Consider the following 10,745-nt stretch of genomic DNA (forward strand, 5'->3'; position numbering starts at 1 on the left):
AATTCAAATTGCTAATTAAGAGTATCATTATGAAGATCTTATTTGTATTAACATCGCACGACGAATTGGGAAATACAGGAAAGAAAACGGGTTTCTGGATCGAAGAATTTGCCAGTCCCTATTATGTTTTTGAGGATGAAGGAGCGGATATTACACTTGCATCTCCACAAGGAGGTCAGCCGCCTATAGATCCCAGCAGTGATACCGCAGATGCTCAAACAGAAGCAACAAAGCGGTTTAAAAATGATAAAGAACTCCAGCAAAAGCTGGCGGAGACCCAAAAGCTGTCGAACGTCAATGAGGCGGATTTTGATGCGGTATTTTATCCCGGTGGGCACGGACCACTTTGGGATTTGGCAGAAGATGATGATTCCATCAACCTGATTGAATCGTTCAACAAAGCAAATAAACCGGTTGGTTTTGTTTGCCACGCCCCCGCAGCTTTAAAGAAGGTTAACGGAACGGATGAGGAGCCCCTGGTGAAAGGGAGAAAGGTTACCGGCTTTTCAAACGAAGAGGAAGAAGCTGTCGGCCTTACCGAGGTTGTCCCCTTTAAAGTGGAAGATATGCTCACCGAAAATGGCGGTATATATAGTAAAGCTGATTCTTGGGAGAGTTATGCCTTGGAAGATGGAAATTTAATTACAGGGCAGAATCCAGCATCATCAGAATTAGTTGCCAAAAAAATGTTGAGCCAGCTTAAATAGTAATATTTGAGTAATTATACTGAGGGGGATTAGCGGTAAACTCGCTGATCCCTTTTTCAATTAGTGGGAAATTAATTTATTTACCTGCCAAGTAGATTTGCACACTCTAGAGAGGGAACATCAAAATGTTCATTTAGCGAGTTAATAACGAGTTGGGCAACTGTTGCTATTGTCCTATCTTCAGAAAAAGAAAAAATTGTTTATACGTACAATGATTAGATTAGAACAGTTGTATTCCGACCTTGCAGATAGTATTGAAAGCCTGAAAGATGACCCCTCTACGGTACAGCAGTCTCGTCAAGTCGTAGAAGAAGCCCTTGATCGTGACGAGCCGATGTACGGGATAAATACCGGTTTTGGCGCGCTGGCTAATAAGCGCGTGGGTCAAGAGGAGCTCAAGCAGTTGCAGCGAAATCTAATTCTTTCCCATTCGGTTGGGGTTGGCGATCTTATTCCCAAAGAGATTTCACGACTGATGCTGCAGATCAAAATCCATTCGTTGGGGTTGGGTAATTCTGGAATATCTGAAGAAACTTTTAATCGGCTTATCTATTTTTCTGATCATGATTTGATCCCTGCCATGCCCGAAAAGGGAAGCGTAGGTGCCTCGGGTGATTTAGCTCCACTGGCACATATGTCGCTGCCGTTGCTGGGCTACGGATTGTTTTGGAATGAGGAAGGTACTGATACTATCCCCGCCGAAAAGGTACTCAACGATCATGACCTCGATCCCATTGACCTGCAACCCAAAGATGGGCTTTCCCTCATTAACGGCACGCAGCTGATGAGTGCCTACGGTGCTTATGTGCTCGAAAAATCACTCAGCCTGATGAAAGCAGCTGACCTGATTGCCGCCATGAGCCTGGAAGCTTTGCAGGGGAGCATCAAGCCGTTTGATGAGCGCATCCACGAAATTCGTCCCCATAAGGGACAGCAAAAAGTGGCTACAAATGTGCGTGAACTGTTAGTAAAAAGTGAAATACTGGAATCGCACCGAAATTGTGGGAAAGTGCAGGATCCGTATTGCCTGCGATGTGTTCCACAAGTACACGGGGCCAGCCGTGATGGACTGCGGTATAGCTGCGAAACAATTGAAACCGAATTGAACTCGGTAACTGATAACCCATTGGTATTTGGGAATGGAGATATTATTAGCGGCGGTAATTTTCACGGTCAGCCGCTGGCGCTGGCACTGGATCACGCTAAAATTGCGCTGGCTGAGTTTGCCAGTATCTCTGAGCGGCGAACCTATTTGTTGTTGGAGGGACATGATGGACTGCCCGAATTGCTGATGGAAGAGACAGGCATTAATTCTGGATTTATGATTCCACAATACACCTCGGCCTCACTTGTATCTGAAAATAAAGTGTTATGTCATCCTTCGTCGGTGGATTCTATTCCTACTAGCTTGGGACAGGAAGATCACGTTAGTATGGGAAGCATCAGCGCATTAAAACTACTGGAAGTGTATCAAAATGTGGAGCATGTACTGGCTATTGAGTTGTTTACCGCTGCTCAGGCATTGGATTTTAGAAAGCCATTACGTCCAGGGCGCGGCGTTGAAATAGCCCATAACTATGTGCGTGACGCAATACCACATGCTAAGAAAGATCACTATTTTAAAGATGACATTAATACAGCAGTAGAATTATTGCAGAATCGGAGCATGGTTAGAGAAGTTGAAAAAGAGCTGGTAGATTTGATATAGTATCAGAGCGTAACGTTAAGTTTTTAAGGTTAATAATCTAGTTGAATGCCTGTATTAAAGAACATTGGTTATCTGGCAACGTGTAAGGATAAAGGCGAACAGGATGATATCCATACGATTGGCCAGGCCGCTATCGCTTGGGAAGGAGATACCATTAAATGGGTTGGGGAAGAAGCGAGCATACCGGATCAGTATGTTCGGGGAAAAATATATGATGCCAATGGTAAAATGGTTATACCCGGCTTAGTTGATTGTCACACCCATTTAGCTTTTGGCGGCTGGCGACCGGATGAATTCGAGATGCGGGTACGGGGAGAAAGTTATCTGGATATTGCCCAAGCCGGTGGTGGAATTTTATCCACAGTGAAAGCTACGCGAGAGGCTACAGAAAATGAACTTTTTGAAAAAGCATCCGGTTTTCTTGAGGAGATTGCCAAACAGGGAGTAACTGCCGTAGAGTGTAAAAGTGGATATGGGTTATCTCTAAAACATGAGCTAAAGACTTTACGAGTATATAAACGTCTTGAGGAAGAAAGTCCGTTGCATATCGCTCCTACTTTTTTGGGTGCGCATACCATTCCACCTGAGTACAAAGAAAATCGTGAAGCCTACATTGAGTTATTAATAGATGAGATGATTCCGGCCGTTGCCGAAAGTGAGTTGGCGGACTTTTGTGATATCTTTACTGAAGAATCGGCCTTTAATATAGAAGAGTCGCGCAAAATATTACTGGCAGCTAAAGTGGCGGGATTGATTCCTAAGCTTCATGCCGATCAGCTTACCTCTTGTGGGGGCGCAGAGCTGGCGGCCGAGGTAGAAGCAGCCAGTGCTGATCACCTGGAAAAGGTATCTGAACAAGGAATTAAGGATATGGCCAAAGCCGGTGTCGTGGGTGTAACCTTGCCCTTGGCGTCGCTTTATACTCAGGAAGAACCGTTAAACTGTCGTAAGCTAGTTGATGGTGGCGTGGATGTAGCGGTAGCCACTGATTTTAATCCGGGTTCAGCTCCCACCTACGATTTGCCGCTGGCAATGATGTTAACTTGTAATCAAGGGCGATTAACACCTGCAGAGGCTTTGAAGGGGGCAACGGTGTATGCTGCCAAAGCAATAAAGCGCAATCATAAAATCGGTTCTATTGAACCGGGTAAATCAGCAGATTTTGCAGTTATTGATGCGCCCGATCCTAATTTTTGGATGTATCATTATAAGGGAGCAAATTGCGTGACCTCTTATGTAAGTGGACAAAAGATTGCGTGAGGAGCTCTCTACAATAATGGTAGAGGGGTAAAATCTGTTCTTGGTAAAGATAAGAGGTTTTTAAAACATATATCTTATGACTAACGATTTCCAAGCTGAAAAATGGGAGGCAACCATCTTATTTTGTGATATACGAAACTTTACCAAGCTGTTTGATGAGGAGGATCCCCTGGAAGCGGTACAATTTGCTAACTCCGTGTTGGCAGAGTTGGGAGAAGAGGTAGAAAAGAAGGGTGGGAAAGTAGATCGGTTTACCGGGGATGGATTTATGGCTCATTTTGGTATTATAAATGGTAGTACTAACCATGTGGAAGATGCTTGTAAAACTGCATTAAAAATGCGTAGTACGCTTCAACATATTAACACTGCCCGTTATTTAGATGTGCAGCAGGTTGTATCGGCAGGCATTGGGATACATACCGGTACCGTAGCACATGGTGAAATATCGACGAAACAGATTAAGCAAACGACGGTACTGGGAGATGTTGTTAATACTACTGCCCGTATTGAACGATTGACTAAATATTTTTCGGTGGATATTCTACTTTCTTACGAAAGTTATAAACGAGTAGAAAAAGATTTTCAGTTTAAGGAAATGGCGCCACAACGAATTCAGGGAAAGGAAAACGAAATTGCAACGTATTGGTTGCTTCCTATGAATGATCTAGATGATTAATTGTACTTTTTAATTTCAAACAGTTGTTATGCAGATTACCGTAGAGGATGGCAGTCAAATTAGTGAAGAGGCTATAGAGGAGTTGAAGAAGCACGCTGATATGATCGAATGTGAATGTCCTGCACGGCTTATGGAGATACTTGAAAAGGTTCGTGATTTTACTGAGTACTCTGAGCAATGCATTGAAAAATACCCCGAAGACAAAGCTACGCATAAGTGGTTGCGTTCATCTTCTATGAATTTAGATCAACTTATTTCTACCACGCTCATACAATTGGCCCGTTATGAAGGTTTTATTAACGAGAAAAATGAAATTGTGGACCGGCCCAGCTCTTAAATCATTAGCTGGAAGAACAAGTAGGGGCTTTTCCCTTATCATTATATTGGTTTTGAAAGTCCTTTAATGCCCCCGGTATTCTTCCTAGCTCTTCTCCGTTTTCTTTCGCTTGTTTTTTAATGTGTTGCATGTTTTTGATGATATTGCAGGCTTTTTTAAAGTCCTCAACTTCCAGATATGCTTCAAATAACCAGCGATAGGAGTGGTAATCCCGGTCTTTTAACGGCCTATCCGTTTTTTGCTGCCAGTTAACGGATGCATCATAAGCGCGAATGTTAGATTGTATTACTTTATCCCACATCTTCAGCTGTTTAAAAATATGACTGGGCATATGAATAGCATGAGAGGATGAGTAGGCCACATCTGAGTAATCATTGGCCGGACGAATGCCCATCTCTGCAAAAGTACTGTTATCATAAATATGAATAAGGTAGTGCATGCCTCCGGGGTGCTTTGGGTTACGTTTGTATAGCTGCTCAAGCTTGGCTGCAATAGGAACAAGCTTATCCGGATCAGGATTGCTGTAGTCATAGTCAGGTGTTGTCATTGAAGCCAGAGCAGAAAAAGCCAGTGTTTCGTCGCTGGGAAACTTCTCATAAAGCGACTGCATTGCTTGGGCATATTCACTACGCCGCTTACTCATATTTTTGTTGTCATCATAGAGAATGCGGATCGCATTTATATAAGCTTTCTCTCGTTCTGTCCAGTTGATCTTGCCACTTTCTATTTGGTGATCTAACTGTTCTAATACCTTTGAGCCGGCAGACTGGTTATGTTGTCCCCAGATTGGATGGTCGTACGTCATCAGTTCTCCCCAGTAAGCCATTGCAAAGGCTGGGTCTAGCTTTCTGGCTTTTTTAAAATGATCACGAGCTTCTGGATACCAGAAACTGTGGAGGGCAAGTACTCCTGTTAAAAATTCTTGTTGAGCTTTACCGGTAGCTGAAGTGGGAAAATCGATAGAACCCAGTTTAAGTTGATCATCAGTCGTATTTTGAGCCGATACAGATCCCCAAAGAAAAAGGAAGCAGCTAAGGAACGACAGCAGATATGGTCTTAAGTCAGTCATGAGAAGGTCATACTAAAGTTTTATTTTTTACTATAGTTAATAACATACAATACTCTTAGTACTGTAAAAAGGAAAGTGCTTAATATCCAGCTGATAGCTTAATAAAAAGTTTATCCCTGTAGTTTGCTCACGATTTGGAATAATGTTATGCTTAGGGCTGCTTTTTGAAAACCGAAAATCAAAAGTTGAAAACTGTGTCTGATCTTATTTCACCGTCGGTCTCTATTCCCGAAACAGCAAAAGATGATCCCCGTTTAGCTCATTGGTTGAACAATAACTCTGATTCTGTACAAACAGTATTAGTGGGGTTTCCTTCTGATGAGGGAGTACGTCGGAATGGCGGGCGTCCCGGAGCTTCAAAAGCACCGTCTGAAATACGTGAACAGCTTTATAAGATGACGCCGAGTGCTGAATATTATGATCCCTTTGTTACATTATTGGAAGGCTGTGAAGATGCCGGAGATATAGAAGTAACCGGAAATCTCGAAACAGATCAGGAGCGACTAGGTGATACGATAGCAGAGTTTTTGGAGCAGGGTGTTGTACCTATCATTTTGGGGGGAGGGCATGAAACAGCCTTCGGACACTTTTTAGGCTATGCGAAAGCAGAAAAAAGAACTTCCATCTTTAACCTGGATGCCCATAGTGATGTGCGTCCGCTCAAAGAGGATAAAGCTCATTCAGGATCGCCCTTTCGACAGGCGCTTGAACATAAGAGTGGATGCGGGGAAACCTATCTTGTATCAGGATTACAGCCCCATTCTGTTTCACAATCTCACCTTGACTTTATTAAGGAACAGGGTGGGCATTATAAATTTCGTGACGAAACCAATATAACGGCAATTTCAGGACTTTTTCACCAGCACGAAAGTGAACAGTTAATGGTCACTTTTGATATGGATGCTGTAGATCAGTCACAGGCACCGGGCGTAAGTGCTCCTTGTACAAATGGCCTGCCGGCCGATCTTTGGCTGACGGCCGCTTATATGGCCGGTCGAAATGAGAAGGTTACTTCTTTTGATTTGTCTGAAGTAAATCCTGAATATGATCGTGATAATCAAACGACTAAGCTAGCAGCACTTACGATCTGGCATTTCTTATTGGGATTGAGCCAGCGATAAACGGTTTTGCATATTCAAACTCAGGTGGATAAGCTGAATGGGCTTTAATGGATTTGTTTCACCAAACGTCATTCCTGTCCTAGTGAATTCTCATATTTTTAATTCAACTGTTCTATCGTCATTCCGCGCCCCGCCGCGGAATCTTAGCAGTGGCTTGTGTTAGGATCTTTTGAGATCCCGGATCAAGTCCGGGATGACAACCGTTCCTAATAATTCTACCTGTTGTTCGCTATAATATCAGTCCAAATATCATCTAAGGTGGGATTAACTTCGCGAATTAGGTCAAGCTTCCATGTTCGTTCCCAGTTTTTTAATTGTTTTTCCCGCTCAATTGCCTTAGTGATACTTTTGTACTCTTCATAATAAATGGGATAGCGAAGATTGTACCGTTTGGTAAAGCTGCTTCCCGAACCGATTCGATGTTGATGAATACGTTGTAGCAAATCAGAGGTAACGCCGATATATAAAACCGATCGGCTCTTGTTTGATAAAATATAAATAAAACCCCTTTTGGTAGCCATAATGAAATTTACTAGTAAGAGACTTTTAAAAGAGAATCCTTACATTTTTTGATGTCATTCTGGATTCCAAGGAGTTTCTATCCTTATAAAATGTTGATGTCATTCCGTGCTCCGGCGCGGAATCTCAATACGAGAGGGGCAAAATTATCGAAGAGGAAACTTTCAAGGAACCTTTATGGCAGTTGATTTGGTTAACCTTGTCTTATCAATACTTAAGAAAGGCCAATAAATATGTACGAACTGCACCAGGAGCAATTTTTAGATGCGCCGATAGATGAAATATGGGACTTCATTTCTCACCCGGCCAACCTGAATGAGATAACCCCGCCGCAAATGGATTTTGATATCCAAAGTAGTGTTCCAGATATGATGCGTAATGGGTTATTAATCAAGTATGAAGTTAAATTGCCGTTGCTGGGACATTCGGAATGGGTGACTGAGATCAAGCATATTGTGTCAGGCAAAGAGTTTGTGGATGAGCAGCGTATAGGACCTTATAACTTTTGGTATCACCGCCATCAGCTTGAAGAGACCGATCGTGGCACAAAAATGATTGATCACGTGAGCTATCAGCCACCCTATGGGATACTTGGACAAATAGCTAATACTCTGCTAATCCGTAATAAACTAGAAGAGATTTTCAACTACCGAAAGGAAGTGCTGGATGGTCGTTATAATATTTAGCATACGAACCATGTGGGTTCTGAATATCTACAATCCTAATTGCTCTCTATAAAACCAGTGGCAATTAGTTCTAGCCGCTATATTTGCGTTTTATTACGGCTTAATTTTGATATCGATCTTCTCAGTCGGATCCTGTTCCTGGTTACGAATTGCCAGCTGCTGAATCACATTATTGGAAAGTTCCACAAAAGCCTCACCGGATTTTGTTTCCATATCGCCCAGTACAATAGGTTTACCCTCATCGCTGCTTTCACGTACCTTTTGTTCCAGAGGGATTTCACCCAGAAAGTTCGTTCCCATTTGCTCAGCTAAATTTCGGGCTCCGTGTTTGCCAAAAATATGATATTTTTTGTCCGGCTGATCTTCAGGGATAAAGTATGCCATATTTTCAACCATGCCCAGTACTGGTACATTCACTTTTTTAAACATGGCAACGCCTTTGCGGGCATCATCCAGCGCCACATTCTGTGGTGTTGAAACAATAACTGCTCCGGTTAGCGGAACGGTTTGTACCAGCGTAAGCTGGATGTCACCGGTGCCGGGTGGTAGGTCGAGCACGAGATAGTCAAGTTCACCCCATTCCACCTCATTCATAAATTGTTTGACAGCGCTCGTTACCATTGGTCCACGCCAGATCATGGCCTGATCGGGATCAACGAGCATGCCCATTGACAGAAAGCGGATGCCGTATTTTTCTTTGGGGATCAACTGCTTTTCCGTCGTGATGTTAGGCCGTCCGTGAGCGTCCATCATTGTGGGAATGCTGGGGCCATAAATATCAGTATCCAGTAATCCAACTTTGGCGCCAGTTCGTGCCAGTCCACAGGCCAGGTTAACGGCGACCGTAGATTTACCAACACCGCCTTTACCTGAAGCTACGGCAATAATATTGTCAACACCAGTAAGAATTTCTTCATCTTCCTGATCTTGTTCCTGCTTTTTTTGACTACGATGACCTTGTCCCGGGAATTCTCCTTGCTCTTCTTCGCCATTGCGAAACTTCGAGATATTAACGGCCGTTGTGATATCCAGTACAGCATCTTCATCCACAAACTTATGGATAGCTTCTTTACATTTATCCTTAAGTGTGGCTTCAAGCTTAGTATCTTTTTCGGGCAGGTCAATAGTAAAAGTGATGAAGGAATCCTGCACAATAAGGTCTTCAATCATGTCCAGCGTTACCACGTCCTTATCCATCTCGGGATGCATTACATGAGTAAGCGCCGTGCGGACTTGTTGTTTATTAATGGCCATCAGGGAATAAAATATTAGATTTTGCTAAATAATTTAGTCTTCAAAGATAAGCATTTAATACCAGATGCTAAACGCTGATTGTCGAATAAAAATTCATTACAGGAAGGATATAAAATTCTCCATTCTATTGTTTAATCTGTATTTTAGGCAACAGTTTTCTGGATGCTGTAAACTAGATACGAAATACTGGAATAATGATGCAAACTACGGCTAGAGACTTCAGTATTTAGAATCCGGTATCTTATATCATAAGCTATAGGAAACATCATTTTTGAAATAGAGTTCAAAGCTAAACCAACATTATCCTCCCATGTTAAAACAAACACCTTTTTATAATGTCCACGAGCAAGCCGGAGCTAAACTTGTTGATTTTGGTGGATTTGAAATGCCCGTACAGTACGATAGTATCCGCAAAGAACACAAGGCAGTTCGCGAAAGGGTAGGTATGTTTGACGTATCACATATGGGAGAATTTTATGTATCTGGCGATGAAGCACTGGATTTGCTGCAGCATGTGACGATTAACGATGTGTCGAAGCTTGAAAATGGCAAGGCGCAATACAGTGTTATGTGTTACGAAGACGGCGGTATTGTGGATGACCTGCTGGTGTATAAGTTGTTTGATGACGCCGGATATATGTTGGTAGTAAACGCTTCAAATATTGAAAAAGATTTAGAATGGATTGAAATTAATAACAGTTTTGATGCGGAGGTGAATAACCAATCCGATGATACTTGTTTGCTGGCTGTACAGGGACCAAAGGCAATAGAGACGCTCCAAAAGCTGACGGAGACAGATCTTAGCGGAATATCCTTTTATAGTTTTGAAATGGGCACATTGGCAGGCTTTGATAACGTGGTGCTTTCCGCCACGGGCTATACCGGCGAAAAAGGATTTGAGCTGTATTTTGATAAAAATGACACTGACCCCGAAGCTATCTGGGAAGCTATTATGGAAGCTGGGGACGAGTTTGATATCGAAGCCTGTGGGCTGGGTGCCCGCGATACGTTACGTCTTGAAAAAGGTTTTGCGCTTTATGGCAATGACATTACCCAAGATACACACCCGCTGGAGGCACGTATGGGCTGGCTTACAAGGCTGGATAAGGGAGACTTTATTGGTCGGGTTGCATTGCTGGAAGCCAAAGAAGAAGGACTCAAGCGTAAGCTTGTTGGTCTTACCATTGATGATAAGCGGTCTATCCCGCGCAAGGGGTATAAGATTTTTGATGCCAATGACAACGAAATTGGATTTGTCACCAGCGGTTCTCGGTCAATTACGTTAGGGAACAATATCGGTATGGGGTATGTAGCTATCGACCATGCAGATGAAGGCGACACTGTTTTTGTAGAAATCCGAAACAAAAAGGCCGAGGCCAAGGTAGTAAAACCACCATTTGTGGAGTAA

Annotated in this window: 11 protein-coding genes; 8 read left to right on the plus strand and 3 right to left on the minus strand. The window is 42.8% G+C overall.

All coding sequences use genetic code 11. The features are described from left to right. Positions 1-29 precede the first annotated feature (29 nt). The 5 genes from LX73_RS07430 to LX73_RS07450 all read left to right on the plus strand — a co-directional run bounded on the left by LX73_RS07430 (position 30) and on the right by LX73_RS07450 (position 4,688). Positions 30-707, plus strand: coding sequence for a type 1 glutamine amidotransferase domain-containing protein (locus LX73_RS07430; RefSeq protein ID WP_148898853.1), 678 nt, complete (start codon positions 30-32; stop codon positions 705-707). Between the two features lie 211 nt (positions 708-918). Continuing rightward, on the plus strand, positions 919-2,415 hold the full coding sequence (hutH, locus tag LX73_RS07435) for a histidine ammonia-lyase (protein ID WP_148898854.1): 1,497 nt from the start codon (positions 919-921) through the stop codon (positions 2,413-2,415). 45 nt (positions 2,416-2,460) lie between these two features. After that, positions 2,461-3,675 (plus strand): imidazolonepropionase, encoded by a 1,215-nt coding sequence (gene hutI, locus LX73_RS07440; protein ID WP_148898855.1) that lies wholly within the window; start codon positions 2,461-2,463, stop codon positions 3,673-3,675. 76 nt (positions 3,676-3,751) lie between these two features. Next, on the plus strand, positions 3,752-4,351 hold the full coding sequence (locus tag LX73_RS07445) for an adenylate/guanylate cyclase domain-containing protein (protein ID WP_148898856.1): 600 nt from the start codon (positions 3,752-3,754) through the stop codon (positions 4,349-4,351). A 28-nt stretch (positions 4,352-4,379) separates the two neighbouring features. Continuing rightward, positions 4,380-4,688 (plus strand): hypothetical protein, encoded by a 309-nt coding sequence (locus tag LX73_RS07450; RefSeq protein ID WP_148898857.1) that lies wholly within the window; start codon positions 4,380-4,382, stop codon positions 4,686-4,688. 4 nt (positions 4,689-4,692) lie between these two features. Here the strand turns inward: LX73_RS07450 and LX73_RS07455 are convergent, their stop codons facing one another. Beyond that, positions 4,693-5,757 (minus strand): hypothetical protein, encoded by a 1,065-nt coding sequence (locus tag LX73_RS07455; protein WP_148898858.1) that lies wholly within the window; start codon positions 5,755-5,757, stop codon positions 4,693-4,695. Between the two features lie 194 nt (positions 5,758-5,951). On the opposite strand from LX73_RS07455, the gene LX73_RS07460 reads away from it, so the two are divergent. Further along, the gene (locus LX73_RS07460; protein WP_170245620.1) at positions 5,952-6,878 is read left to right on the plus strand and encodes a formimidoylglutamase; all 927 of its coding nucleotides are present in this window, start codon (positions 5,952-5,954) and stop codon (positions 6,876-6,878) included. A gap of 215 nt (positions 6,879-7,093) precedes the next feature. Here LX73_RS07460 and LX73_RS07465 read toward each other — a convergent pair whose 3' ends face one another. Beyond that, positions 7,094-7,399 carry a GIY-YIG nuclease family protein gene (locus LX73_RS07465; protein WP_148898860.1) on the minus strand — a complete coding sequence of 102 codons (306 nt, stop codon included), beginning with the start codon at positions 7,397-7,399 and terminating at the stop codon, positions 7,094-7,096. Positions 7,400-7,630: 231 nt separating this feature from the next. Here LX73_RS07465 and LX73_RS07470 point away from each other — a divergent pair, with 231 nt between their 5' ends. Then, positions 7,631-8,083: an SRPBCC family protein gene (locus LX73_RS07470; protein ID WP_211359384.1), complete on the plus strand. Its 453-nt coding sequence runs from the start codon at positions 7,631-7,633 to the stop codon at positions 8,081-8,083. A gap of 93 nt (positions 8,084-8,176) precedes the next feature. On the opposite strand, the gene LX73_RS07475 is transcribed toward LX73_RS07470, so the two are convergent. After that, the gene (locus tag LX73_RS07475; RefSeq protein WP_148898862.1) at positions 8,177-9,337 is read right to left on the minus strand and encodes an Mrp/NBP35 family ATP-binding protein; all 1,161 of its coding nucleotides are present in this window, start codon (positions 9,335-9,337) and stop codon (positions 8,177-8,179) included. A gap of 310 nt (positions 9,338-9,647) precedes the next feature. Between LX73_RS07475 and gcvT the strand changes: the two genes are divergently transcribed. Continuing rightward, positions 9,648-10,745: a glycine cleavage system aminomethyltransferase GcvT gene (gene gcvT / locus LX73_RS07480; protein WP_148898863.1), complete on the plus strand. Its 1,098-nt coding sequence runs from the start codon at positions 9,648-9,650 to the stop codon at positions 10,743-10,745.

It is taken from the genome of Fodinibius salinus (assembly GCF_008124865.1).
GTDB classification, from domain to species: domain Bacteria; phylum Bacteroidota; class Rhodothermia; order Balneolales; family Balneolaceae; genus Fodinibius; species Fodinibius salinus.

What these genes read in the sequence shown, in the direction of transcription:
- LX73_RS07430 (WP_148898853.1), top strand. Translation starts at nt 30, where the DNA reads ATGAAGATCTTATTTGTATTAACATCGCACGACGAATTGGGAAATACA.
- hutH (WP_148898854.1), top strand. Translation starts at nt 919, where the DNA reads ATGATTAGATTAGAACAGTTGTATTCCGACCTTGCAGATAGTATTGAA.
- LX73_RS07475 (WP_148898862.1), bottom strand. Translation starts at nt 9,337, where the DNA reads ATGGCCATTAATAAACAACAAGTCCGCACGGCGCTTACTCATGTAATG.
- gcvT (WP_148898863.1), top strand. Translation starts at nt 9,648, where the DNA reads ATGTTAAAACAAACACCTTTTTATAATGTCCACGAGCAAGCCGGAGCT.
- LX73_RS07465 (WP_148898860.1), bottom strand. Translation starts at nt 7,399, where the DNA reads ATGGCTACCAAAAGGGGTTTTATTTATATTTTATCAAACAAGAGCCGA.
- LX73_RS07450 (WP_148898857.1), top strand. Translation starts at nt 4,380, where the DNA reads ATGCAGATTACCGTAGAGGATGGCAGTCAAATTAGTGAAGAGGCTATA.
- LX73_RS07455 (WP_148898858.1), bottom strand. Translation starts at nt 5,757, where the DNA reads ATGACTGACTTAAGACCATATCTGCTGTCGTTCCTTAGCTGCTTCCTT.
- hutI (WP_148898855.1), top strand. Translation starts at nt 2,461, where the DNA reads ATGCCTGTATTAAAGAACATTGGTTATCTGGCAACGTGTAAGGATAAA.
- LX73_RS07470 (WP_211359384.1), top strand. Translation starts at nt 7,631, where the DNA reads ATGTACGAACTGCACCAGGAGCAATTTTTAGATGCGCCGATAGATGAA.
- LX73_RS07445 (WP_148898856.1), top strand. Translation starts at nt 3,752, where the DNA reads ATGACTAACGATTTCCAAGCTGAAAAATGGGAGGCAACCATCTTATTT.